The 26,049-nt window shown below is 38.3% G+C and carries 27 protein-coding genes (1 of these 27 only partly in view); 25 read left to right on the top strand and 2 right to left on the bottom strand.

Features of this window, described 5'->3' with window-relative positions:
* The first annotated feature begins 122 nt into the window (after positions 1 to 122).
* From hrcA to thiI, 8 genes are all read left to right on the top strand, one after another.
* Positions 123 to 1,175, top strand: coding sequence for a heat-inducible transcriptional repressor HrcA (gene hrcA, locus CGC63_RS11845; protein ID WP_003022428.1), 1,053 nt, complete (start codon positions 123 to 125; stop codon positions 1,173 to 1,175).
* An 18-nt stretch (positions 1,176 to 1,193) separates the two neighbouring features.
* The gene (gene grpE, locus CGC63_RS11840) at positions 1,194 to 1,820 is read left to right on the top strand and encodes a nucleotide exchange factor GrpE (RefSeq protein WP_003022426.1); all 627 of its coding nucleotides are present in this window, start codon (positions 1,194 to 1,196) and stop codon (positions 1,818 to 1,820) included.
* A gap of 100 nt (positions 1,821 to 1,920) precedes the next feature.
* Entirely contained in the window at positions 1,921 to 3,795 is a 1,875-nt protein-coding gene (gene dnaK / locus CGC63_RS11835; protein ID WP_003022424.1) for a molecular chaperone DnaK, read from the top strand.
* Positions 3,796 to 3,903: 108 nt separating this feature from the next.
* Positions 3,904 to 5,064 (top strand): molecular chaperone DnaJ, encoded by a 1,161-nt coding sequence (gene dnaJ, locus CGC63_RS11830; RefSeq protein ID WP_003022422.1) that lies wholly within the window; start codon positions 3,904 to 3,906, stop codon positions 5,062 to 5,064.
* Positions 5,065 to 5,206: 142 nt separating this feature from the next.
* Positions 5,207 to 6,193, top strand: coding sequence for a 50S ribosomal protein L11 methyltransferase (gene prmA, locus CGC63_RS11825; RefSeq protein WP_003022420.1), 987 nt, complete (start codon positions 5,207 to 5,209; stop codon positions 6,191 to 6,193).
* 9 nt (positions 6,194 to 6,202) lie between these two features.
* On the top strand, positions 6,203 to 6,943 hold the full coding sequence (locus CGC63_RS11820) for a 16S rRNA (uracil(1498)-N(3))-methyltransferase (RefSeq protein WP_003022417.1): 741 nt from the start codon (positions 6,203 to 6,205) through the stop codon (positions 6,941 to 6,943).
* Positions 6,944 to 6,945: 2 nt separating this feature from the next.
* A complete protein-coding gene (locus tag CGC63_RS11815; protein ID WP_003022416.1) occupies positions 6,946 to 8,100 on the top strand; it encodes a cysteine desulfurase family protein in 1,155 nt (384 codons plus the stop codon).
* Between the two features lie 15 nt (positions 8,101 to 8,115).
* Positions 8,116 to 9,294: a tRNA uracil 4-sulfurtransferase ThiI gene (thiI, locus tag CGC63_RS11810; protein ID WP_003022413.1), complete on the top strand. Its 1,179-nt coding sequence runs from the start codon at positions 8,116 to 8,118 to the stop codon at positions 9,292 to 9,294.
* A 63-nt stretch (positions 9,295 to 9,357) separates the two neighbouring features.
* On the opposite strand, the gene CGC63_RS11805 is transcribed toward thiI, so the two are convergent.
* Complete coding sequence (locus CGC63_RS11805) at positions 9,358 to 9,591, bottom strand: HPr family phosphocarrier protein (protein WP_003022411.1); 234 nt, start codon at positions 9,589 to 9,591, stop codon at positions 9,358 to 9,360.
* A gap of 166 nt (positions 9,592 to 9,757) precedes the next feature.
* Here CGC63_RS11805 and mtaB point away from each other — a divergent pair, with 166 nt between their 5' ends.
* The 9 genes from mtaB to CGC63_RS11760 all read left to right on the top strand — a co-directional run bounded on the left by mtaB (position 9,758) and on the right by CGC63_RS11760 (position 16,661).
* Positions 9,758 to 11,062, top strand: coding sequence for a tRNA (N(6)-L-threonylcarbamoyladenosine(37)-C(2))-methylthiotransferase MtaB (gene mtaB / locus CGC63_RS11800; protein ID WP_003022409.1), 1,305 nt, complete (start codon positions 9,758 to 9,760; stop codon positions 11,060 to 11,062).
* 78 nt (positions 11,063 to 11,140) lie between these two features.
* The gene (locus tag CGC63_RS11795) at positions 11,141 to 11,410 is read left to right on the top strand and encodes an IreB family regulatory phosphoprotein (RefSeq protein ID WP_003022407.1); all 270 of its coding nucleotides are present in this window, start codon (positions 11,141 to 11,143) and stop codon (positions 11,408 to 11,410) included.
* A 3-nt stretch (positions 11,411 to 11,413) separates the two neighbouring features.
* A complete protein-coding gene (ruvX, locus tag CGC63_RS11790) occupies positions 11,414 to 11,848 on the top strand; it encodes a Holliday junction resolvase RuvX (protein ID WP_003022406.1) in 435 nt (144 codons plus the stop codon).
* Positions 11,849 to 11,942: 94 nt separating this feature from the next.
* A complete protein-coding gene (locus CGC63_RS11785) occupies positions 11,943 to 12,209 on the top strand; it encodes a DUF1292 domain-containing protein (RefSeq protein ID WP_003022404.1) in 267 nt (88 codons plus the stop codon).
* 26 nt (positions 12,210 to 12,235) lie between these two features.
* Positions 12,236 to 13,903 (top strand): ribonuclease J, encoded by a 1,668-nt coding sequence (locus CGC63_RS11780; protein WP_003022402.1) that lies wholly within the window; start codon positions 12,236 to 12,238, stop codon positions 13,901 to 13,903.
* A gap of 1 nt (position 13,904) precedes the next feature.
* Positions 13,905 to 14,246 (top strand): YlbF/YmcA family competence regulator, encoded by a 342-nt coding sequence (locus CGC63_RS11775; RefSeq protein WP_003022400.1) that lies wholly within the window; start codon positions 13,905 to 13,907, stop codon positions 14,244 to 14,246.
* Between the two features lie 15 nt (positions 14,247 to 14,261).
* On the top strand, positions 14,262 to 14,774 hold the full coding sequence (locus CGC63_RS11770; RefSeq protein WP_003022398.1) for an endolytic transglycosylase MltG: 513 nt from the start codon (positions 14,262 to 14,264) through the stop codon (positions 14,772 to 14,774).
* Complete coding sequence (locus tag CGC63_RS11765) at positions 14,771 to 15,412, top strand: O-methyltransferase (RefSeq protein ID WP_003022396.1); 642 nt, start codon at positions 14,771 to 14,773, stop codon at positions 15,410 to 15,412. Before CGC63_RS11770 ends, CGC63_RS11765 begins: the two co-directional genes overlap by 4 nt.
* Before the next feature lie 13 nt (positions 15,413 to 15,425).
* Positions 15,426 to 16,661, top strand: coding sequence for a peptidase U32 family protein (locus CGC63_RS11760; protein ID WP_009246429.1), 1,236 nt, complete (start codon positions 15,426 to 15,428; stop codon positions 16,659 to 16,661).
* Here the strand turns inward: CGC63_RS11760 and sigK are convergent.
* Complete coding sequence (gene sigK / locus CGC63_RS11755) at positions 16,635 to 17,261, bottom strand: RNA polymerase sporulation sigma factor SigK (RefSeq protein ID WP_003022392.1); 627 nt, start codon at positions 17,259 to 17,261, stop codon at positions 16,635 to 16,637. The two genes, CGC63_RS11760 and sigK, sit on opposite strands and share 27 nt — an antisense overlap.
* Positions 17,262 to 17,433: 172 nt before the next feature.
* On the opposite strand from sigK, the gene CGC63_RS11750 reads away from it, so the two are divergent.
* The 8 genes from CGC63_RS11750 to guaB all read left to right on the top strand — a co-directional run.
* Positions 17,434 to 18,957, top strand: a complete 1,524-nt coding sequence (locus CGC63_RS11750; RefSeq protein WP_003022389.1) for a YifB family Mg chelatase-like AAA ATPase — start codon at positions 17,434 to 17,436, stop codon at positions 18,955 to 18,957.
* A 12-nt stretch (positions 18,958 to 18,969) separates the two neighbouring features.
* Complete coding sequence (dprA, locus tag CGC63_RS11745; protein WP_003022386.1) at positions 18,970 to 19,845, top strand: DNA-processing protein DprA; 876 nt, start codon at positions 18,970 to 18,972, stop codon at positions 19,843 to 19,845.
* 1 nt (position 19,846) lies between these two features.
* A complete protein-coding gene (gene topA / locus CGC63_RS11740; protein WP_003022384.1) occupies positions 19,847 to 21,934 on the top strand; it encodes a type I DNA topoisomerase in 2,088 nt (695 codons plus the stop codon).
* A gap of 194 nt (positions 21,935 to 22,128) precedes the next feature.
* On the top strand, positions 22,129 to 22,917 hold the full coding sequence (gene codY, locus CGC63_RS11735; RefSeq protein ID WP_009246426.1) for a GTP-sensing pleiotropic transcriptional regulator CodY: 789 nt from the start codon (positions 22,129 to 22,131) through the stop codon (positions 22,915 to 22,917).
* 253 nt (positions 22,918 to 23,170) lie between these two features.
* Positions 23,171 to 23,455, top strand: coding sequence for a co-chaperone GroES (gene groES / locus CGC63_RS11730; protein ID WP_009246425.1), 285 nt, complete (start codon positions 23,171 to 23,173; stop codon positions 23,453 to 23,455).
* A gap of 39 nt (positions 23,456 to 23,494) precedes the next feature.
* Positions 23,495 to 25,117 (top strand): chaperonin GroEL, encoded by a 1,623-nt coding sequence (groL, locus tag CGC63_RS11725; RefSeq protein ID WP_003022378.1) that lies wholly within the window; start codon positions 23,495 to 23,497, stop codon positions 25,115 to 25,117.
* 118 nt (positions 25,118 to 25,235) lie between these two features.
* Entirely contained in the window at positions 25,236 to 25,736 is a 501-nt protein-coding gene (locus tag CGC63_RS11720) for a DUF6106 family protein (RefSeq protein WP_003022377.1), read from the top strand.
* Between the two features lie 59 nt (positions 25,737 to 25,795).
* A protein-coding gene (gene guaB, locus CGC63_RS11715; protein WP_003022375.1) for an IMP dehydrogenase crosses the window boundary here: on the top strand, positions 25,796 to 26,049 show its beginning. The gene runs 1,201 nt beyond the window's last position; 254 of the gene's 1,455 nt are visible here — the first part of the coding sequence; its start codon is at positions 25,796 to 25,798; the stop codon falls past the right edge of the window.

Below are 26,049 nucleotides of genomic sequence, written 5' to 3'. Positions count from 1 at the left end.
TATAAAATTCTAAAATAATTATAAAGCTCTTGACAAATAAAACGACTGGTGCTATCTTAAGAACATAGATGTTAGCACTCCACCACAACGAGTGCTAACAATAAAAAAGAAAGGAGCAGGATATGGAATTGGTGACTGAGTTGGATGAAAGAAAACGAAAAATTCTAAAAGCCATTATTCAGACATATTTGGAGACTGGTGAGCCGGTTGGATCAAGGACTATTTCTAAATACACAGATTTAAATCTTAGCTCCGCAACAATCCGAAATGAGATGTCAGACTTAGAGGAATTAGGATATATAGTCCAGCCGTATACTTCTGCCGGTCGTATTCCTTCTGATTTAGGTTATCGTCTTTATGTAGATGAACTGATGAAAGAAAAAGAACAGGAAGTGGCAGAAATTAAGGAACTGATGATTGAAAAGACGGATAAGATGGAAAAGGTTTTAAAACAAGTAGCAAGAGTTCTCGCTTCGAATACAAACTATGCTACTATGATTACAGGACCTGCCTATCACAGAAATAAAGTAAAATTTATCCAGCTTTCAAAAGTCAGTGAGAAACAACTGTTGGCAGTTGTGGTAGTAGAAGGAAATATTGTGAAAAATCATATTATTAACCTTCAGGAAGCAATGGATGAAGAAACTATTTTAAAATTAAATCTGTTGCTGAATACACAGCTAAATGGTTTATCTATTGAAGAAATAAATCTGGCAATAATTTCCCGCTTAAAAGAACAGGCCGGCATACACAGTGCTGTAGTCGGAAGTGTTATTGATGCAGTTGCTAAGGCTATTGCACCGGACGAAGAAGAAATGGAGATTTATACCAGCGGTGCTACAAATATTTTCAAATATCCAGAGTTAGCAGATAGGGCAAAAGCCAGTGAATTGATTTCCACTTTTGAAGAAAAGCAGGCTTTAGCAGAGTTTGCTAAGGAAACTATGGAAGCGGATAATGGTAAAGAGAATACAGGAATTCAAATCTACATCGGAGATGAAACTCCTGTTCAAACTATGAAAGACTGCAGTGTTGTAACAGCTACTTATGATTTAGGTGGTGGTATGCAGGGAACTATCGGAATTATAGGACCTAAGCGAATGGATTACGAAAATGTAGTAGATAATCTGAAAACTTTAAAAAATCAGTTAGACCATATATTTAAGAAGTCATAGAAAGGTGGTAAGAAATTCGTGTCAGAAGAAAAAAAAGAGTATAACACAATAGAAGAAGATGATATGACTCAAAATGAAACAGAAGAAATTTTAGAAGAAGATGATGTAAAATTGGCAGAGGAAACAGTTTCTGAAACAGAGGAAACAGAAGAAACTGTAGAAGAAAAAACAGCAGAAAAAAAGGGACTGTTTGGAAAAAAGAAAAAAGATAAAAAAGATGAAAAAATAGAAGAATTGACAGACATGGTAAAACGCCAGATGGCAGAATTTGATAACTTCCGAAAACGCACAGAAAAGGAAAAAGCTTCTATGTATCAAATCGGAGCAAGAGAGATTGTAGAGAAAATTCTTCCGGTGGTTGATAACTTTGAAAGAGGTCTGGCAATGATACCGGAAGATGAAAAAGAAAATCCTGTGGCTACAGGTATGGCTCAGATTTATAAACAGTTGATGACAGCTTTTGATGAAATAGGAGTAAAAGCAATTGAAGCTGTAGGGCAGGAATTTAATCCTGATTTTCATAATGCAGTGATGCATGTGGAAGATGAGGAAGTGGAAGAAAATATAATTGTTGAAGAATTCCAGAAGGGATATATGTATAAAGATTATGTGGTAAGACACAGTATGGTGAAGGTTGCAAACTAGCGATATTCATCAAGCAGAAGAAATTCTGTGAGATTTTATCTTATAAATGAAAGATAACCAGTAAATAAATAATAGAAGAAAAATTCAGGAGGAATTTATCATGGGAAAAATTATTGGTATTGACTTAGGTACTACAAATAGCTGTGTAGGTGTAATGGAAGGTGGACAGCCGGTAGTTGTAGCAAATGCAGAAGGCGCAAGAACAACACCATCTGTAGTTGCTTTTACAAAATCAGGAGAAAGATTAGTAGGAGAACCTGCAAAACGTCAGGCTGTTACAAATGCAGATAAAACAATTTCATCTATTAAAAGACACATGGGAACTGATTACAGAGTTACCATTGATGATAAAAAATATTCTCCACAGGAAATTTCAGCAATGATTTTACAGAAACTGAAAACAGATGCTGAAAACTATCTTGGTGAAAAAGTAACAGAAGCTGTTATTACAGTACCTGCTTATTTCAATGATGCACAGCGTCAGGCAACAAAAGATGCAGGTAAAATTGCAGGTTTGGAAGTAAAACGTATTATCAACGAGCCTACAGCAGCAGCTCTTGCTTATGGTCTTGATAATGAAAAAGAACAGAAAATCATGGTATACGACTTAGGTGGCGGTACTTTCGATGTTTCTATTATTGAAATCGGTGACGGTGTTATCGAAGTATTATCTACAGCAGGTGATAACCGCCTTGGTGGTGATGACTTTGACCAGAAAGTTGCAGATTATATGATTGCTGAATTTAAGAAAGCAGAAGGTGTTGATTTATCCGCAGATAAAATGGCTATGCAGCGTATTAAAGAAGCAGCTGAAAAAGCAAAGAAAGAGCTTTCCTCTGCAACAACAACAAACATCAACCTTCCATTTATCAGCATGAATGCAAATGGACCTCTGCACTTTGATATGAACCTTACAAGAGCAAAATTTGATGAATTGACACATGATTTAGTAGAAAGAACAGCAGAACCTGTAAAACGTGCATTATCTGATGCAGGACTTTCACCTTCTGAATTAGGTCAGGTATTGTTAGTTGGTGGTTCTACACGTATTCCATCTGTACAGGATAAAGTAAAACAGCTGACAGGAAAAGAACCAAGTAAGACATTAAATCCTGATGAGTGTGTTGCTTTAGGAGCATCTGTTCAGGGTGGTAAACTTGCAGGTGATTCAGGTGCAGGTGATATCCTTCTTCTTGATGTAACTCCACTGTCACTGTCTATCGAAACAATGGGTGGTATTGCTACAAGATTGATTGAAAGAAATACAACAATTCCTACAAAGAAAAGTCAGATTTTCTCTACAGCAGCAGATAATCAGACAGCAGTAGATATTAATGTTGTACAGGGTGAAAGACAGTTTGCAAGAGATAATAAATCTCTCGGACAGTTCCGTTTAGATGGTATTCCACCAGCAAGACGTGGTGTTCCTCAGATTGAAGTAACTTTTGATATTGATGCAAACGGTATTGTAAATGTATCTGCAAAAGACTTAGGAACAGGTAAAGAACAGCACATCACAATTACAGCAGGTTCTAATATGTCTGATGATGAAATCGATAAAGCTGTAAAAGAAGCTGCAGAATACGAAGCACAGGATAAAAAACGTAAAGAAGCAGTAGATACAAAGAATGATGCAGATGCTATGGTATTCCAGACAGAAAAAGCTCTGGAAGAAGCCGGAGATAAAATTGATGCAAATGATAAGACAGCAGTAGAAGCAGACTTAAATGCATTAAAAGATATTCTTGCTAAATGTGCAAATGTAGATGAAATCACAGATGCTCAGGTAGAAGAAATTAAAGCTGGTAAAGAAAAATTAATGCAGAGCGCACAGAAACTCTTTGCTAAAATGTATGAACAGGCTCAGGCACAGGGCGGTGCACAGGCAGGTCCTGATATGGGTGCAGGAGCACAGGGTGGTTCCAACGAAGCATACGGTGATGATGTTGTAGATGGAGATTACAGAGAAGTTTAATCAGTAGGCGTAAAGCAGTAAAACATGGGCATGGGGTGTTTTGTGGCACCTCATGTCTTATGTGTTTCCATATCTGTGATACGCTGATGAGAGAAAGGGATAAGACAAATGGCAGATAAAAGAGATTACTACGAGGTCCTTGGAGTAGACAGGGGCGCAGATGATTCTGCAATTAAAAGTGCATATCGTAAGCTTGCCAAAAAATATCACCCTGATGTAAATCCTGGAGATAAAGAAGCCGAGAAAAAATTCAAAGAGGCAACAGAGGCTTATGGCATTTTAAGTGACCCTCAAAAGAGAAAACAATATGATCAGTTTGGTCATGCTGCCTTTGAACAGGGCGGCGGTGGAGCCGGAGGCGGATTTGGTGGCTTCGGTGGATTTGGCGGCGCGGATATGGGAGATATTTTTGGAGATATTTTTGGAGATTTATTCGGCGGCGGTGGACGCAGAAGACCGAATAATGGTCCAATGAAAGGTGCCAATCTTAGAGCGTCTGTTAGAATTACTTTTGAAGAGGCTGTTTTCGGATGTGAGAAAGAGCTTGAACTGAATTTAAAGGATACTTGTACAACTTGTAACGGAACAGGTGCAAAGCCGGGAACATCACCGGAAACATGTCCGAAATGTCATGGCTCTGGTCAGGTGGTTTATACTCAGCAGTCTATGTTCGGTACGATTCAGAATGTACAGACTTGTCCGGACTGTCAGGGAAGCGGAAAAATAATTAAAGAGAAATGTACACAGTGCCATGGTACAGGATTTACTTCCAGTAGGAAGAAAATTAAAGTTACCATACCTGCCGGTATTGATAATGGACAGAGTATTCGTATCAGAGAAAAGGGCGAACCAGGTGTAAATGGCGGACCAAGAGGTGACTTGATGGTGGAAGTTGTTGTAGCACGCCATCCGATTTTCCAGAGACAAGATATGAATATATTCTCAACAGCACCGATTACTTTCGCACAGGCTGCACTCGGTGGTGAAGTACGTATCAGCACTGTGGATGGAGATGTTCTTTATGATGTAAAACCAGGTACACAGACAGATACAAAGGTTCGCTTAAAAGGTAAAGGTGTTCCATCTCTTCGAAACAAAAATCTCAGAGGTGACCACTATGTAACTTTAGTAGTGGAAGTTCCTACAAAGCTTAACGAAGAAGCAAAAGAAGCTCTTCGTAAATTTGATGAGGCTTGTGGAAATCGCCCATCAAGTGGAGAAAAGAAGAAAAAATTTGGCGAAAAATTAAAAGATATGTTTGAAAATTAAGGAAACAAGGGAGTTGTATTTCATGATGAGAATGGGAATGCAGCTCTCTTTTTCTTTCATAGTTGCATTTCTTTTTTCTATCCTCTATAATAATAAAATACGCTTATTATGTCTGTACGTATGAAATAAGGAGATTAAATCAATGAAGTGGAAAAAATTCAGAATAAAAACAAAAACAGAAGCTGAGGATATTATTATCAGCACTCTCTATGATATTGGGTTAGAAGGTGCACAGATTGAAGACAATGTACCTCTTACACCGTTGGAAAAAGAGCAGATGTTTGTGGATATTTTGCCACAGATGCAGGAGGATGACGGAATTGCCTATTTAAGCTTCTTTGTAGAAGAAACAGAAGACGGCGAACTGCTTATGAATGGTGAAATAACCAAAGAAGAAGAAATTTTAAACGCAGTAAAAACAGAGCTTGACGGGCTGCGTGATTTTATGGACATTGGCGAAGGCAGCATTGCCATAGATGAGACAGAGGATATTGATTGGATTAATAATTGGAAACAGTATTTTAAGCAGTTTTATGTGGATGATATTTTAATTATTCCTTCATGGGAAGAGGTAAAAGAAGAAGATAAAGACAGGATGATTATCCATATTGATCCGGGAACTGCTTTTGGAACAGGAATGCACGAGACTACACAGCTTTGTATTCGTCAGTTAAAGAAATTTGTAAAAGAAGATACAGAGCTTTTGGACGTTGGGACAGGCAGTGGTATTTTGTCTATTGTAGCATTAAAATTAGGCGCAAAACATGCAGTAGGAACAGATTTGGACCCATGTGCAGTGCCGGCTGTGGAGGAAAATAAAGAAGTAAATGAAATCCCAACGCAGGATTTTGACATGATGATTGGAAATATTATTGACGACAAAGAAGTACAGGATAAAGTGGGATATGAGAAATACGATATCGTTGTTGCAAATATTCTGGCAGATGTTTTAGTGCCTCTGACACCGGTTATTGTAAATCAGATGAAAAAGGGCGGTATTTATATTACATCAGGTATCATTGACAATAAAGAAGAAACTGTGGTGGAAGCAGTGAAAGCAGCCGGTCTTGAAGTGCTGGAAGTGACATATCAGGGCGAATGGGTTTCTGTTACAGCCAGAAAAAATTAGGAGAAAGCTATGTATCGTTTTTTTGTAGAGCCGTCTCAGATAAAAGATAATCAGATTTGTATTAGCGGAAGCGATGTAAATCATATAAAAAATGTTCTGCGTATGAAGCTGAAGGAGGAAATTTTAATCAGCAGCGGAGAAGATAAGGAATATACCTGTTATATAGAGGAAATCGGGGAGGAAGAAATACTGGCGCATATTATGTATGTGCAGGAAGCCGGATATGAGCTTTCTTCCAAAATTTATTTGTTTCAGGGGCTCCCCAAAAGTGATAAAATGGAGCTGATTATCCAAAAAGCAGTAGAGCTTGGCGTGCATCAGGTGATACCTGTGGCATCGAAAAGAGCAGTAGTTAAGCTGGATAAAAAGAAAGAAGAAAAAAAAATTACAAGATGGCAGGCAATTTCGGAAAGTGCAGCAAAACAGTCAAAGCGTATGTACGTACCGGAAATCACCAATGTTATGAGCTTTCAACAAGCTGTGGATTATGCAGGAAAGCTGGATATAGTGCTTTTTCCCTATGAGCTGGCAGATGGAATGAAAAAAACAAAAGAGATTATCGGAAAAATAAAACCGGGACAATCTGTGGGGATTTTCATTGGACCGGAGGGCGGATTTGAAGAAAGTGAAGTAGCCCTTGCAAAAGAAAAAGCAGATGCGCAGGTCATTACCTTGGGAAAAAGAATTTTACGAACAGAAACAGCGGGACTGACAGTTTTAGCTATTTTAATGTATACACTGGAGGAATAGAAATGGAAGCATATCTGGATAATTCGGCAACTACCAGATGCTATGAGGAAGTAAAAGATATTGTGGTAAAAACCATGACGGAAGATTTCGGTAATCCTTCTGCTATGCACTTGAAAGGTGTAGATGCGGAAAATTATATAAAAGAAGCGACAAAAGAAATTGCCAAAACACTGAAGGTGCAGGAAAAAGAAATTTTCTTTACCTCAGGGGGCACAGAGTCTGATAACTGGGCAGTCATTGGAACAGCGCTGGCAAAGAATAGACAGGGAAAACATATTATTACAACGCCTTTTGAACATGCCGCTGTATCAGCACCAATGGAGTGGCTGCAAAAACAGGGCTATGAGATAACAGAAATTCCTGTGGACGAAAAGGGAAATATTTTTTTAGAAAAGCTTTCTGGGACAATCAGAGAGGACACTATTTTAGTTTCTACAATGATGGTAAATAACGAAATGGGTGCAGTCCTTTCTGTTGAAGAAATGGGCAGACTGGTTCATGAAAAAAATCCTCAGACAACGTTTCATGTAGATGCCATTCAGGCTTACGGAAAATACCGGATTTATCCGAAAAAATGGAACATTGATTTATTGTCTGTCAGCAGCCATAAAATTCATGGTCCAAAAGGCGTGGGCTTTTTATATGTAAATGAAAAAACAAAAATTCAGCCTTTGATTTTAGGAGGGGGACAGCAAAAAGGAATGCGTTCCGGCACAGATAATGTACCGGGAATTGCAGGACTTGGTGTTGCCGCAAAGAAAATATACAGCCATATAGATGAAAATGTTTCCTCTATGATGGAATTAAAAAAATATTTTGCACAGGAGCTTTTAAAATTAGAAAATGTGGAAATCAATGGTCCTGAGGTGGAAAAGGGAGCTCCTCATATTTTAAATGTGAGCTTTCTGGGAGTAAGAAGTGAAGTTCTGCTTCATACTTTGGAGGATATGAATATTTATGTTTCGGCAGGCAGCGCATGCTCCAGCCACAAAAGAGCGGGAAGCGCCAGCTTGACTGCTTTGCGTCTGACACCGGAGCGAAAAGAATCTGCAATTCGTTTTAGCTTTTGTGAATTTACTACAAAAGAGGAAATTGATTATACACTGGAGGCATTGAAAAAGGTACTCCCAATGCTTCGCAGATATGCGAGAAAATAGAAAGGAAATTACAGAATGTATAAAGCGTTTTTGATTAAATATGCGGAAATCGCAATTAAAGGAAAAAATCGCTACATTTTTGAAGATGCACTGGTAGCACAGATAAAGTACCAGTTAAAAAATGTAGAAGGTAAATTTAGAATTGTAAAAGAAATGGGACGTATTTTCATCTATACAGAAGGAGAATTTGACTATGATGAAACCATCGAAGCTTTAAAGAGAGTTTTTGGTATCTTCAGTATTTGCCCTGCTGTTGTATTAGAAGATGAAGGTTTTGAGAAATTATCTCAGGAAGTGACAGAGTACGTCAAGAAGCTGTACGGAGAGAAAGCATTAACCTTTAAAGTAAACACAAGAAGAAATAAGAAAACCTATCCGATGCAGTCCATGGAAATCAGCAGCGCTTTGGGCGGTGCAATTTTAGATGCCTGCCCGAATATGAAGGTAGATGTACACAATCCTGACGTATTTGTAAATGTTGAAATCCGAAATAAAATTTATTTATATTCCGAAAATATTCCGGGACCGGGCGGTATGCCTCTTGGGACAAACGGAAGCGCTATGCTTCTTCTGTCCGGTGGTATTGACAGCCCTGTTGCTGGATATATGATTGCAAAACGAGGTGTTACGCTGGATGCGGTGTATTTCCATGCTCCGCCGTATACAAGTGAGAGAGCAAAACAAAAGGTTGTAGATTTGGCGAAGCTGGTAGCAAAATACAGTGGACCAATCCGTCTTCATGTCGTAAACTTTACAGATATCCAGTTATATATCTATGATAAGTGCCCGCATGAGGAACTCACGATTATTATGCGTCGCTACATGATGAAAATTGCAGAAGAATTTGCAAAGAAAGACGGCTGTCTGGGACTGATTACAGGAGAAAGCATCGGACAGGTAGCAAGCCAGACTATTCACAGTCTTGCTGCCACAAATGATGTGTGCACCATGCCGGTATTCCGTCCGGTAATCGGCTTTGATAAGCAGGAAATCGTAGACGTGGCATTAAAAATCAATACTTATGAAACATCTATTTTGCCATACGAAGATTGTTGTACAATTTTTGTGGCAAAACATCCTGTTACAAAACCAAATCTTCAGATTATCAAACGTTCAGAAGAAAAGCTTCAGGAAAAAATTGACGAGATGATGAAAGAAGCAGTAGAAACAGCAGAAACCATTATTTGTGAATAAGGATTGAAAAAAATACAGGCTATATAACTATATAGCCTGTAAAAAATTTAAAGCTTGTTTTGATTAAACTAAGTATGGTTTTAATACTTCTAAGATTTCATCTAAAGCTGCATCTGCTGCATGAATGTTTAAGTCGATAGCTTTGGATAAATCTAAAGAAAAGATACCCATAATGGATTTTGCATCGATTACGTATCTTCCGGATACTAAATCAAAATCGTAATCAAATTTTGTGATTTCATTTACAAAAGATTTAACTTTGTCGATAGAATTAAGTGAAATTTTAACTGTTTTCATTGGATAAAAATCCTCCCTTACATCAGATTTATTATTTGCTTATTACAAGCATAATGTTACCTTTTATGGTAAAAAAAGTCAATATAAAAAAGGGGAAATAAAATACAAATTATTTGAAAACAATTCGTCAAAACGCTTAACTTTCAGAAGGAATGAGGATAAAATAATGAAAAAAAAAGTAGCATTGCATAATTTAGGGTGCAAAGTAAACGCTTATGAGTTAGAAGCCATGCAGGAAATGCTGGAAAAAGCAGGATATGAGATTGTTCCTTTTGCACCGGGTGCTGATGTTTATATTATCAATACTTGTACAGTAACCAACATTGCAGACAGAAAATCCAGACAAATGCTCCATAAAGCAAGAAAGATGAATCCAGAGGCAATTGTTATTGCAGCAGGCTGTTACGTGCAGGCACAAAAGAATATGGAAAATATTGATGATGCCATTGATATTGTACTGGGAAATAACAGAAAGCAGGATTTGTTGTTTGTGCTGGAAAATTATAAAAAGGGAAGCGGACAGGAAAAGGATTTGATAAGTCTGGACAAGCCGGTAGAATATGAAGAGCTTCAGCTTTCCAGTACAGGAGAGCATACAAGAGCGTATCTGAAGGTGCAGGACGGATGCAATCAGTTTTGCAGCTACTGCATTATTCCCTACGTAAGAGGACGGGTAAGAAGCAGAAGAAAAGAGGAAGTTTTGGAAGAAGTTCTTCGTTTGACAAAAAACGGATATCAGGAATTTGTACTTACAGGAATTCATTTAAGCTCTTATGGGGTTGACTGTGAGGATAATCTTTTGGAGCTGATTAAAGCAGTTCATGAAATTGAAGGAGTCAAAAGAATTCGTTTGGGTTCTTTAGAGCCTCGTATTATTACAGAGGAATTTGCACAGGCATTAGGAAATATGCCGAAGATATGCCCGCATTTTCATCTTTCCCTGCAAAGCGGCTGTGATGCCACTTTAATGAGAATGAACAGAAAATACAGTGCCGAGGAATATTTAGAAGGGTGCAGGCTTTTAAGAAAATATTTTAAAAATCCTGCGCTGACAACAGATGTAATCGTAGGATTTCCACAGGAGTCAGAAGAAGAATTTGAACAATCCTATAAGATGATAGAAAGTGTGGAATTTTATGAGACACATATTTTCAAATATTCCAGAAGACAGGGGACAAGAGCTGCGGAGATGGAAGGACAGGTTGATGAGGCAGTAAAGACAGAAAGAAGCCATAAGCTTATTCAGTTGGGAAAAGAGAAAAAACAAAAATACATGGAAAGCTTTTTAGGGCAGCAGGTTGAAATTCTCTTTGAAGAAACAGCGAAAATACAAGGAGAAGAATACTGGATCGGTTATACAAAGGAATATTTAAAGGTAGCTGCAAAAAGCAAAGAAAATCTGGAAAATCGTATTGTTTTGGGAAAAGTGGAAAGATTTATTGAAGAAGGTATTTTTATTTGCTCAATATAATAGTTGAATTTCTAAACAAGATATATTAAAATAGGAGTATAGTTGCAGTACTAGAATGATAGGTAAGGGCGTGAATTTATGGCAAATTTAGAGAATACACAATATTTTAATGTGAAAACAGACCCGGCAGTTCGTGTAAAAGAAGTGTTAGATTTGGTATATAATGCTATGGCTGAAAAAGGTTATAATCCGGTAAATCAGATTGTGGGATATATTATGTCAGGCGACCCCACATATATTACCAGCTATAAAGGTGCCAGAAGCACAATTATGAAGGTTGAGCGAGATGAGCTGGTAGAAGAATTGCTGAAGGAATATATTAAGAATAAATCATGGAAGCGTGATTAGCTTATGAGAATTATGGGATTGGATTACGGTTCAAAAACCATAGGGGTAGCAATCAGCGACCCTCTTGGGATTACCGCACAGGGAATAGAGATTATTCGTAGAGAAGAGGAGAATAAACTGAGAAAGTCCCTGCGCAGAGTAGAAGAACTGGCAAAGGAATATGAGGTTTCGGAAATTGTTTTAGGATTTCCGAAAAACATGAATAATACAATCGGAGAACGGGCGGAAAAATCGCTGCAGCTAAAAGAAGCACTGGAAAGAAGACTGGGCTTGCCCGTTGTAATGTGGGATGAAAGACTTACCACAGTAGAAGCCAATCGTACTTTAATGGAAACAGGAGTACGTAGAGAGAACAGAGGTAAATATGTAGATATGATAGCTGCTGTATTTATCTTACAAGGCTATTTAGATGCAAAAGCAAACCCGGGGACAGTTTGAGCAAGCCAAAGCCACACATAAGGTTTTGGCAAAAGCGAGCGTGTGTCCGGGTTATGTGTATGCCTGAAAAGTGAGAAAAGAAAGGACGAAAAACATGGAAACAGTAATTTTTGATGGAGAAGACGGAACAGAATTAGAATTTGGGATTTTAGAACAGACCAGAGTAGGCGGAATTAACTACCTTTTAGTAATTGATCCGGAAGAAAACGATGAAGAGAACGGAAGTGCGGCGTACATTTTAAAAGATATCTCAGAAGATGGCGACGAAGAAGGCTGCTACGTATTTGTAGAAGACGATACAGAATACGATGCGGTTTATAAAGTCTTTGCAGCTATGTTAGATGACATTGATTTTGAATAGGAGCGGAAATAATTGGAGGAAGAAAATTGAAAAAAAATAATAATGGAAAATTACGTATCATTCCATTGGGCGGACTGGAACAGATTGGAATGAACATTACTGCTTTCGAATATGAGGACAGTATTATCGTAGTGGACTGCGGACTTTCATTTCCGGAGGACGATATGCTGGGAATTGACTTGGTAATTCCGGATGTCACATATTTGAAAGAAAACATTGATAAGGTGAAGGGTTTTGTAATTACCCACGGACATGAGGACCATATCGGAGCGTTGCCTTATGTTTTAAGAGAAATCAACGTACCTATTTATGCTACAAAGCTTACAGTAGGTCTTATTGATAATAAATTAAAAGAGCATAATCTTTTAAGAACAACAAAAAGAAAAGTGATTAAACACGGACAGTCTATCAATCTGGGCTGCTTCCGTATTGAATTTATAAAAACAAACCACAGTATTCAGGACGCATCTGCTCTTGCTATTTATTCACCGGCAGGAATTGTTATCCATACAGGTGACTTCAAAGTGGATTATACACCGGTATTCGGAGATGCCATTGATTTACAGAGATTTGCAGAAATCGGTAAAAAGGGCGTTCTTGCGCTGATGTGTGACAGTACAAATGCGGAAAGAAAAGGCTTTACCATGTCAGAGAGAACTGTGGGAAAAACCTTTGACAATATTTTTGCAGAGCATAAAAATACCAGAATTATCATTGCTACCTTTGCTTCCAATGTAGACCGTGTACAGCAGATTATTAACTCTGCATACAAATACGGAAGAAAAGTAGCGGTAGAGGGAAGAAGTATGGTCAATGTTATCGGTACTGCGGCAGAATTAGGATACTTGCAGATACCGGATAAGACGCTGATTGATATTGACCAGATTAAAAATTATCCCGATGACAAAGTGGTTTTAATCACCACAGGAAGTCAGGGAGAGTCTATGGCGGCATTATCCAGAATGGCTGCCAATATTCATAAAAAAGTTACCATTAAGCCTAATGACACCATTATTTTCAGCTCTAATCCAATTCCGGGAAATGAAAAAGCCGTTTCCAGAGTTATTAATGAATTGAGCCGAAAAGGTGCAGATGTTATTTTTCAGGATGCTCATGTATCGGGACACGCCTGTCAGGAAGAAATCAAGTTGATTTACTCTTTGGTAAAACCGAAATATTCAATTCCGGTGCATGGTGAATACCGCCATTTAAAAGCACAGGCACAGATTGCCAGCGACTTGGGAATTCCAAAGGAAAATATTTTTATTCTTTCTTCCGGAGATGTGCTGGAGCTCAATGAGGAAGAGCCTGCAAAAGTAAAAGAAAAAGTTCGCACAGGAGCAATTCTGGTAGACGGACTTGGTGTCGGCGATGTAGGCAATATTGTTTTAAGAGACAGACAGCATCTGGCAGAAGACGGTATTATGATTGTAGTGCTTACCTTAGAAAAGCACAGCAGCAGACTTTTGGCAGGACCGGATATTGTATCCAGAGGTTTTGTCTATGTAAGAGAGTCCGAGGATTTAATGGACGAAGCCAGAATTGTAGTAGAAGATGCGATTGATGTATGCTTGGATAAGCATATTACCGATTGGGGCAAAATTAAGAATATTATTAAGGACTCTCTGGGAGATTTCCTGTGGAAGCGTACTAAGAGAAATCCAATGATTTTGCCGATTATTATGGAGGCATAATATGAGTTTTATTGATACCTGCACAGAAATGTTGATTTCGGCTATTAAAAACGGCAATTCGTATAGGCAGTATTGTGCAGCGTTAGAAGAAATTAAAAAAACTCCGGGATTAAAAGAACAGGTAGATGAACTTCGACGTTTGAATTATCAAATTCAAAATCAAAGTACTGACATAAACTTAGATACTGCTTTGGAAAACTTAGACGAAAAGATGGAAAAATTATGTAGGATTGTAGAGGTCAATCAATTTTTGGATGCGGAAATGGCTCTGTGCAGACAGCTTCAGGAAATTTCAGCGGCAGTTCATCAGGGAATTTATCTGGATATACCGGATTTGTCATAAGTCAAGGAGAACAATATGGGAAAACAAATCAGAAAACAGAAGAAATCATCGATTATAGCAGGAGGTTTTTTCCGGTTTGCTCTTTATCTTTGTGTAATTGTGGGCGTTATTTATATAGGAAAATCAGCTTACGATTTTGGTTATGAAATTTTTAATCAGGAAGCGATGGATAACGAGGAAAACGGAAGAGATGTTACGGTTGTTATAAAAGAAGGGGACTCTGTATATCAGATTGGAAAAACCTTAAAGAAAAAGGGATTAATTGACGATGCAAAAATATTTGTGGCACAGGAGATGCTTTCCAGCTATAAAGGAAAGCAGCAGCCGGGCACTTATATTTTAAGCACAAGCATGACGCCTGATGAAATGATGGAGATTTTGGCAAGAGAAAACACAGAAGGACAGCCGGACCAGACCAATACCGGAGGAAAAGCAAAAGAAGGAAGTTCTGAAATACAGGACGGTTCCAGTTCATCACCAAAAGAAACGGATGAGTCTTCTCAGGATGAAGGAGGAGAACAATCGTGATTGTAGATGAGAGAATGGTCACATATATAAATTCTTTGGATAAAGGGAATACGCCTTTTTTAAATGAGTTGGAAAAAGAGGCGTTGGCGAATTATGTTCCGATTATCCGAAGAGAAATGCAAAGTTTTTTAAAGGTGCTTTTACAAATAAAAGCACCTTTAAGGATTTTAGAGGTAGGAACTGCAGTTGGTTTTTCTACTATTTTAATGAGCACATACGCACCAAAAGAATGTAAAATCGTAACAATCGAAAATTATGAAAAACGAATTCCCATTGCGAAAGAGAACTTTAAAAAAGCAGGGAAGGAAGAACAAATTCAGATTTTAGAAGGAGATGCAAAAGAGGTTTTAAAGACACTTTCAGAGCCCTTTGATTTTATTTTTATGGATGCTGCAAAAGGACAGTATATTAATTTTTTACCGGATGTTCTGCGGCTTTTGAAAACAGGAGGCATTCTTCTGTCGGATAATGTTTTGCAGGATGGAGATATTATAGAGTCCCATTTTGCTGTGGAAAGACGAAATCGTACTATTTATAAAAGAATGCGTCAATATTTATATGTGCTGAAAAACCACGAGTTATTAGAAACATCCATTCTTCCGTTGGGAGATGGAGTGACACTTAGTATTAAGAAGTAATAGGAGGATGAAAATGCTTCGGAAACCAGAATTATTAATTCCGGCAAGCAGTCTGGAGGTATTAAAGATTGCTGTTATGTTTGGAGCAGATGCTGTTTATATTGGAGGAGAAGCCTTTGGCTTGAGAGCTAAGGCAAAAAACTTTTCCATGGAAGATATGAAAGCAGGAATTGCCTTTGCACATGAGCATGGGGTAAAGGTGTATGTAACAGCCAATATTCTGGCACATAATGAGGATTTGGAAGGTGTCAGAGAATATTTTAAAGAATTAAAGGAAATCAAACCGGATGCACTGATTATTTCTGATCCCGGTGTCTTTATGATTGCCAAGGAAATATGTCCGGAGATAGAAAGACATATCAGTACACAGGCAAATAATACAAATTACGGAACTTATGATTTCTGGTGGAAGCTGGGGGCAAAAAGGGTGGTAAGCGCCAGAGAACTGTCTTTGGAGGAAATTAAAGAAATCAGACAGAGAATCCCACAGGAAATGGAAATTGAAAGCTTTATCCACGGAGCTATGTGCATTTCTTATTCAGGCCGCTGTCTGCTATCGAATTATTTTACAGGCAGAGACGCAAACAGAGGAGCCTGCACGCATCCTTGCCGTTGGAAATATTCTATTGTAGAAGAAACCAGACCGGGAGAGGTTATGCCGGTTTATGAAAATGAAAGAGGCACTTATATTTTTAATTCTAAAGATTTGTGTATGATAGAGCACATCGATGATATTATTGATGCGGGAATTGACAGTCTGAAAATCGAAGGAAGAATGAAAACAGCTCTGTATGTGGCAACCGTTGCAAGAACTTATCGAAAAGCCATTGATGATTACCTGAAAGACCCTGAAATATATAAGGAAAACATGGCATGGTATCAGGAGCAGATTAAGAGCTGCACTTACAGACAGTTTACCACCGGATTTTTCTATGGAAAGCCGGATGAGACAACACAGATTTACGATAACAATACCTACGAAAAGGGCTATACTTATCTGGGATATGCAGAAGAAAAGAGAGAAGGCGGGCTCTATCGCATCACCCAGAGGAATAAGTTCTTGCTGGGTGAAACGATTGAGGTTATGAAACCGGACGGAAGAAACCTGAAGGTTTCGGTAAAGGGTATTTTTGATGAAGAAGGACAGGCTATGGAAAGCGCTCCACACCCACAACAGACCTTATATGTGGATTTGGGAACAGAAGTAGAGGTATATGATATTTTAAGAAGAAGGGAAGAAGCTTCTTAATTTTAAAATAGCATTTTTTTCAATACGGGATACATAAGAGCGGCTGATATTCAGCCGCTTTGCTATTTCTCTCTGTGTCAGCTCCTGTTCGCCGTAAAGGCCATAGCGCAGCTTAATAATTTCACGTTCCCGTGTAGTAAGAACTTTTGGGAGCAGCTGGTATAGGCGGGCAATATCCTGCTTTAGAGAATAATTTTTTACCACATCCACAGGCTCTGTTTCTATAATGTCAAGGAGGCTGATTTCATTTCCTTCTTTATCTGTGCCAATAGGGTCATAGAGAGATACCTCCCTATTGCTCTTTTTTTTGGAGCGAAGAAGCATGAGAAGCTCATTGTCAATACAGCGAGCAGCATAGGTGGAAAGCCTGCTTGCTTTTTGGGCATCAAAGGTATGGATGGCTTTGATAAGCCCAATGGTGCCAATGGATATTAAGTCGTCCATTTCCTCCGGAGCACCCTGATATTTTTTTACAATATGTGCAACCAGACGTAGATTTCGTTCGATTAAAATATTTTTGGCTTCCAGATTGCCTTGCTTGTATTCCTGAAGATAATAGCTTTCTTCTTCCGAAGTCAGGGGCTTAAGAAATGTTTTCACACAAGCTTACCTCATAGTAATTTAATTATAGTTTATGTGAAAGAAAGAGATTTAGTGCTTTTCCATTGTAAAATACCGGAAAATATGGTAAAGTAAATACATCAAAATTCTAAAATTCTGGCGTTTCCGCCAACAAATTCCAAATAAAACAAAAAATAACATAGGAGGTATTATGTTTCGAAAAGTAATGTCAGCAACTATTATAGGGGTGAATTGTATTCCCATACAAGTAGAAGCAGATGTGAGGAATGGGCTTCCCGGATTTTCTATGGTGGGTTATTTATCCTCCAGAGTGCGGGAAGCACAGGACAGAGTCTGTACAGCTCTCAGAAATTCAGGTTTTTCTTTTCCTGCAAAACACATCACCGTTAATCTGTCGCCGGCAGATGTAAAAAAAGACGGAACAGGGTTTGATTTACCTATTGCAGCGGCGCTTTTATCTGCGTTTGGGTATCTGGATTTTGCCTGCTTAGAAAACGTATGTATGGCAGGAGAATTAAGCCTCAGTGGAGAAATCAAAGGAATAAAGGGAATTTTACCTATTGTAGACAGAGCTGTAAAAGAAAAGTGCCGTTTGTGTATTATTCCAAAAGAAAATGCAAAGGAGGTTGAGATGATAGATGAGATACCGATTTTGGCTGTGGAAAATATGAGAGAGCTTGCGGACTGTGCTGCTCTTAAAAATTGGGGAGCAGTGAGAAATTCCACAAAGAAGTGGGAGGATGCCGTTTATGAAGGGGAATGGGATTTTAGTGAAATTGCAGGTCAGGAAGCAGCAAAAGAAGCGGCGGTAATTGCGGTGGCAGGTTTTCACAATCTTTTGATGATAGGTACAAAAGGTTCAGGGAAGACCATGATAGCAAAAAGTATTCCGAGCATTTTTCCGGCTTTATCAAAAGAGGAGGCAATGGAAATTTCAGGGATTTACAGTGCGGCAGGGCTTTTGTCACAGGAAAACCCCATTATGAAAACACGTCCTTTTCGTACGCCTCATCATACTGCATCACCAAAAGCATTGGCAGGAGGCGGACAGATACCAAGACCGGGAGAAATTACTCTTGCTCATAAAGGGATTTTATTTTTAGATGAGCTTCCGGAGTTTTCCAGAAGTACGTTAGAAATTTTAAGACAGCCTTTGGAAGAACATAAAATCTGTATTTCCAGAGTTAGCGGAAACTTTCAATTCCCCGCAGATTTTCTTTTTGTTGGGGCAATGAATGCCTGTCCCTGCGGCTATTATCCGGATAGAAATAAATGCTCCTGCTCTGATACCGAAGTGGCAAAATATATGGGGAAAATCAGCGGACCGATTTTTGACCGCTTTGATTTGTGCACAGAGATGAAGCAAGTTCCAAAAGAACAGCTCTGGAAGAAGAAAAAAGGAAAAACAAGCAGGGAGCTGAGGGAAATTATAAAAGAAGTCTATGACATTCAGAAGGAACGTTATCAAGGAAAAGAAAATTCTTTTAATGGACGTCTGAAAGGGCAGGAAATTGAGAAATACTGTGAAACCAGTCTTGAAGGAAAAAAACTTTTAAAAAGAGCTTATGAAAAAATGAATTTAAGTGTTCGAGTCTATCATAAAATTTTAAAGACAGCAAGAACTATTGCGGATTTGGAAAAATCGGAAAAGATTGAGGTATCGCATATCAGTAAAGCAGTATCGTATCGGGCGTTAGAGAAGAAGGACTGGTGATGGAGGAGAGAAATGACAGAAAAAATTTGGCAATGCAGCAGATTTGAGGAGAAATATCCCAAACGGCTGTTAGTCTATGAAAATATGCCCCAAACAATCTATGTAAAAGGCAAACTTCCGCTGGAAACCGGAAAAACGGTTGCTATTGTAGGTGCACGTGTGTGTAGTCATTACGGGGCTTATCAGGCATATCGCTTTGCAAAAGAGCTGGCACAGCAGGGCGTGCAGATTATCAGCGGACTGGCAAAGGGGATTGATGCAAATGCGCACAAAGGGGCTTTGGATGTAGGTGGAAATACTTATGCAGTGTTGGGATGCGGTGTGGATATTTGTTATCCAAAGCAAAATCAGAGACTTTACGAGGAAATTATAAAAAAAGGAGGAGTGTTGTCAGAGTTTGAAAATCAGACGCTGCCTTTTGCCGGCAACTTTCCAAGACGAAACAGGATTATCAGCGGATTGGCTGATTTAGTTCTTGTAGTGGAAGCTAAGAAAAAAAGCGGTTCTTTAATTACGGCAAACTATGCTTTGGAGCAGGGAAAGACAGTTTTTGCCGTTCCGGGTAGAGTAGATGATGCTTTAAGTGAAGGGTGTAATCTGCTGATTGCCGACGGAGCGGGAATTGCGAATTCGGTAGAAAGTATTTTGTCTGAACTTCAGATTTTACCGGAAAAGAAGGGGGATTTCCTCCATAAATCAAAGATATGGCTTGCAAGCCATGAAGAAATGGTGTATAGTTGTCTGGATTTACAGCCTAAAAATATAGAAGAAATCTTTCAGGAAGTTCCTTTAAAATCAGGAGAAATTATGGAGATTTTATTGAAGCTGGAGCTGGAAGGTCTTATTATAGAGCCTGTAAAAAATTATTATACCAGAACAGGAGGTTGACATGGCGAAATATCTAGTGATTGTGGAGTCACCGGCAAAAGTGAAAACAATTAAAAAATTTCTCGGCTCAAATTATGAAGTAATGGCATCCAATGGACATGTGAGAGATTTGCCAAAAAGTCAGCTTGGAATTGATGTAGACAATGACTTCGAACCTAAATATATAACTATTCGAGGAAAGGGGGATATACTGGCAGCTCTTCGAAAAGCTGCGAAAAAAGCAGATAAAGTGTATCTGGCAACTGACCCCGACCGTGAAGGAGAGGCAATTTCATGGCATCTTTCAAATTCATTAAAGCTTGATGAAAAGAAGATGCGCCGTATTACCTTTAACGAAATTACAAAAACAGCAGTAAAAGCTTCTATTAAAGAGGCAAGAGATATTAACATGGATTTAGTAGATGCACAGCAGACACGGCGTATTTTAGACCGTATGGTAGGCTATAAAATCAGTCCGGTGCTGTGGGCAAAAGTAAAAAGAGGTTTAAGTGCAGGGCGTGTACAGTCTGTGGCACTTAGAATTATTGGGGACAGAGAAGACGAAATCAATAATTTCATACCGGAAGAATACTGGACCTTAGATGCTGAGTTTTCCGTAGAGGGAGAAAAGAAACCTATAATAGCTAAATTTTACGGAAATAAAAATAAAAAAATCAATATTCATTCCAAAGAAGAAATGGATAAGATTTTAAGCGAATTAAAAGATGCAGAATATCGTATTGCAGAAGTAAAAAAAGGAGAGCGCAGCAAAAAAGCTCCTCTACCCTTTACAACCAGTACCCTTCAACAGGAAGCATCTAAGGTACTCAATTTTTCCACACAAAAAACAATGCGTCTGGCGCAGCAGTTATATGAAGGCGTAGATGTAAAAGGAAGCGGAACGATTGGTATTATCACTTACCTGCGTACAGATTCCACACGTATTTCAGAAGAAGCGGATTATGCAGCAAGAACCTACATTGCATCAGAATTCGGAGAGGAATATCTGGCAACAGCAGAGAAAAAGGATGACAGCAAAAAGAAAATTCAGGATGCTCACGAGGCAATCCGTCCCACAGATATCAGCCGTACACCCTTATCCTTAAAGGAGTCTCTTTCCCGAGACCAGTATCGTTTATATCAGCTGATATGGAAACGTTTTGCAGCAAGCAGAATGCAGCAGGCAAAATATGAAACAATTTCTGTAAAAATTCAGGGCGGAGAATATTATTTTACTGTGTCAGCGTCTAAACTGAAATTTGACGGTTTCATGGCTGTGTATACACAGGAAGATGATGCAAAATCAGAAAATCAGTTTTTAATGAAAAGTCTGGATGAAAATACTAAGCTTGCGTTTAACAGCTTTCAGGAGCAGCAGCACTTTACACAGCCTCCGACACATTATACAGAGGCGGCTCTTGTAAAAGCATTGGAAGAAAAAGGAATTGGAAGACCAAGTACCTATGCGCCTACTATTACTACGATTATTGCCAGAAGATATGTGGCAAAGGAAAACAAAAATTTGTATATGACAGAGCTTGGCGAAGTGGTAAATAATATTATGAAGGAAGCATTTCCAAGTATTGTAGACGTGAACTTTACGGCAACGATGGAAGAGCTTTTGGATTATGTGGGTGAAGGAAAGGTGCAGTGGAAAACGGTCATTCGAAACTTTTATCCTGATTTAGATGAAGCGGTAAAGACAGCGGAAAAAGAATTGGAACAGGTTAAAATCGAAGATGAGGTAACCGATGTAATCTGCGAGCAGTGCGGAAGAAATATGGTAATTAAGTATGGACCTCATGGGAAATTTCTTGCCTGTCCCGGTTTTCCGGAATGTAAAAATACAAAACCATATCTGGAAAAAATCGGAGTGCCTTGCCCTGTGTGCGGAAAAGACATTGTAGTAAAAAGAAGCAAAAAGGGACGTTTGTACTATGGGTGCGAAAATAATCCGGAATGTGAATTTATGTCATGGCAGCGTCCTTCAAAGGAAAAATGTCCTTCCTGTGGCGGCTATATGTTAGAAAAAGGCAATAAATTGGTATGTGCAGATGAACACTGTGGATATGTTATGGCAAAGCCAAAGGAAAATGACGATAATCAGTAAATAATTTGGATGTTTAGATTGTATAAATTATTAGAAAACTACTAAAAAGACTGAAAATAGTAAAACTACACATTGATTTCAGAAATATTGTGTGATAGAATAAAAAAGACAGAAGAAGTAATCTTGTTTTGCTGATTTCCGTAAGAAATGAAGAATTTAAGCGAAAACAGGGAAAGAGGAGAAAGGAGGTCGCCATGAGCGTACAATTATTAGATAAGACCAGAAAGATAAATAAGCTTCTTCACAATAATCATGCTTCAAAAGTTCTATTCAATGATATATGTGAAGTCATGGTAGAAACACTGGATTCAAACATTTTAGTAATGAGTAAAAAAGGAAAAGTATTAGGTGTAGGAAATTGTCCCGGGGTAGATAGAATTACTGAATTGATTGACAGTGAAGTGGGCGGCTATATAGACAATCTTTTAAATGAAAGACTGCTGGGTGTGCTGTCTACAAAAGAAAATGTAAATTTACAGACTCTTGGATTTGAGGATGAGCAGATTAGCCGATATATGGCAATTATAAGTCCCATTGATATTGCAGGAGAAAGACTGGGCACTTTATTCATGTATCGCAGTGCGAAGCCTTATGACATTGAGGATATTATTGTCAGTGAATATGGTACAACCGTAGTCGGATTGGAAATGATGCGGTCCGTACATGAGGAAAATGCAGAAGAAAACAGAAAAATTCAAGTAGTTAAATCTGCATTCAGTACATTATCTTTTTCTGAATTAGAGGCAATTATTCATATTTTTGATGAACTTAACGGTGAAGAGGGAATTCTGGTAGCAAGTAAAATTGCTGACCGAGTAGGTATTACAAGATCCGTGATAGTCAATGCCCTTAGAAAATTCGAGAGTGCAGGCGTAATAGAGTCCCGTTCCTCAGGAATGAAAGGAACCTACATTAAGGTATTAAATGAAGTTATTTTTGATGAACTGGAAGAAATTAAGAAAAGAAAATTAGTGAAGAAATAATGAAAGAGGCTGTTTGCTTGATGCGACAGCCCCTTTTCTAAAATATCTATAAAATCCGCACAAAAACAAAAAGCTGAAAAAACAAGAGAAAAAATTAGAAAATGAGAGAAAATAGAAGATAAATACGGGAAAAGAGTTGCTATATACAGTTGCGAAATTGGATGAAATTAACTAATATATGACTATCGGTTAGCACTCAATTGCAATGAGTGCTAATAAACAAAGGATGGCAATGATAAAGGAGGAAATAGATATGAAGTTAGTACCATTAGGTGACAGAGTTGTATTAAAACAGTTAGTTGCAGAAGAAACAACAAAATCAGGAATTGTTTTACCGGGTCAGGCTCAGGAAAAACCACAGCAGGCAGAAGTTGTTGCTGTCGGACCAGGCGGAATTGTTGATGGCAAAGAAGTAAAAATGGAAGTAGCAGCAGGAGATCAGGTTATTTATTCTAAATACGCAGGAACAGAAGTAAAACTTGACGGAGAAGAATATATCATTGTAAAACAGAATGATATTTTAGCTGTTGTAAAATAATTTAAAATTGAAAGCTTAAATTTTAGGAGGAATGTCATCATGGCAAAAGAAATTAAATATGGCGGAGAAGCAAGAGTTGCATTAGAAGCTGGTGTTAATAAATTAGCAGATACAGTAAGAGTTACATTAGGCCCAAAAGGAAGAAACGTTGTTTTAGATAAATCCTTCGGCGCACCGCTTATTACAAACGACGGTGTTACAATTGCAAAAGAAATTGAATTAGAAGACGGCTTTGAAAACATGGGCGCACAGCTCATTAAAGAAGTTGCTGCAAAAACAAATGATGTAGCCGGAGACGGTACAACAACAGCAACTGTTTTAGCTCAGGCTATGGTACACGAAGGTATGAAAAACCTGGCAGCAGGTGCAAATCCAATCATCCTGAGAAAAGGTATGAAAAAAGCAACAGAAGCAGCAGTAAATGCAATTCAGAACATGAGCTCCAACATCGAAGGAAGAGACCAGATTGCAAGAGTAGCAGCAATTTCAGCAGGTGATGATGAAGTTGGCGAAATGGTTGCAGAAGCAATGGAAAAAGTAAGCAAAGACGGTGTTATTACAATCGAAGAATCCAAAACCATGAAAACAGAATTGGATTTAGTAGAAGGTATGCAGTTTGACCGCGGTTATATTTCTGCATATATGGCAACAGACATGGATAAAATGGAAACTGTTTTAGACGATCCATATATCTTAATCACAGATAAAAAAATCTCCAATATTCAGGACATTCTTCCTGTTTTAGAGCAGATTGTAAAAACAGGCGCTAAATTATTGATTATCGCAGAAGATATCGAAGGAGAAGCTCTTACAACTTTAATCGTAAACAAATTAAGAGGTACATTCTCTGTATGCGCTGTAAAAGCTCCTGGATATGGCGACAGAAGAAAAGAAATGCTGAAAGATATTGCTGTATTAACAAATGGTACTGTGATTTCTGATGAAATCGGATTAGAGTTAAAAGATACAACTCTGGAACAGCTAGGACGTGCAAAATCTGTTAAAGTTCAGAAAGAAACAACTGTTATTGTAGACGGTATGGGCGAAAAAGAAGAAATTGATGCAAGAGTTGCTCAGATTAAACATCAGATTGCAGAAACTACATCTGAATTTGATAAAGAAAAATTACAGGAAAGACTTGCAAAATTAGCAGGCGGTGTTGCTGTTATCCGTGTAGGTGCTGCCACAGAAACAGAAATGAAAGAAGCAAAACTTCGTATGGAAGATGCTTTAAACGCTACAAGAGCAGCAGTAGAAGAAGGCGTTATTGCAGGTGGCGGTTCTGCATACATCCACGCATCAAAAGAAGTAGCAAAAGTAGTAGATACTTTAGAGGGTGACGAAAAGACAGGTGCAAAAGTAGTATTAAAAGCTTTAGAAGCGCCATTATTCCATATTGCAGCAAATGCCGGACTGGAAGGTTCTGTTATTATTAATAAAGTAAGAGAGTCTGAAGTTGGTACAGGATTTGACGCATTACATGAAGAATATGTAGATATGGTTAAAAAAGGTATTCTGGACCCAGCAAAAGTTACAAGAAGCGCATTACAGAATGCAACAAGTGTAGCAGGTACATTACTTACAACAGAAGCAGTTGTTTCTACAATTAAAGAAGAAACTCCAGCAATGCCAGCAGGCGCTCCAGGAATGGGAATGATGTAAGAAAATAGGTTTTTAGCCGGTGTTCAAAGCAGGAACACCGGCTTTTCCTTTCTTGCAACAAAGGGGCATTTGTGATACACTGTTTGTTAGAAAACAGAAGACATAGGAGGAAGAAAGAATGAATGACTCGTATTCAGAGCTGCTGGTTAAAAAGGAGCAGACTGGAAAAGACAAAGTAATTAAATTCCTGCTGATAGGAGTAATTGCAGCAACGGCAGTAGTGGGTATAATCATTCCGTTGGTATGGGTTTTAACACTTGGTCTTGGTATTGCGGCATATTTTATTTTACCAAATCTGGATTTGGAATATGAGTATGTCTATGTAAACGGTGAATTAGATATTGATAAAATTATGGCAAAATCAAAGAGAAAACGTGTACAGTCCTTTGATTTGGCAAAGATGGAGATTATGGCACCTGTCAATTCACATAGAATGGATTATCAAAATCATAACACAAAATTAAAAGTTTTAGATTTTTCATCAGGAAATAAAGAACACAAGGTATATGCCATGATTATTCCCGATGAGAAGGAAATCTGCAAAGTATTGCTGGAGCCTGATCAGACATTACTTGAAAATATTCAAAAATCATGTCCGAGAAAGGTCTTTATGGATTGACAGTTTTGTCGTAATTTGCTATATTACTATACTATAAATAAATTGAAGGGAGAACCAAGATGGGTAAGATTATTGGCGAAGGAATTACTTTTGATGACGTGCTTTTAGTTCCTGCATATTCAGAAGTAATCCCAAATCAGGTTGAACTATCAACATATCTGACAAAAAAGGTGAAATTAAATATTCCGATGATGAGTGCAGGTATGGATACAGTTACTGAACATCGTATGGCGATTGCCATGGCGAGACAGGGTGGTATTGGTATCATTCACAAAAACATGACAATCGAAGAACAGGCAGAGGAAGTAGATAA

Origin of the sequence: Blautia hansenii DSM 20583 (assembly GCF_002222595.2) — a bacterium.
Lineage (GTDB): Bacteria > Bacillota > Clostridia > Lachnospirales > Lachnospiraceae > Blautia > Blautia hansenii.
The sequence above is the reverse complement of the archived record's forward strand: the minus strand, read 5'-3'. Positions and strand labels throughout refer to the sequence as shown.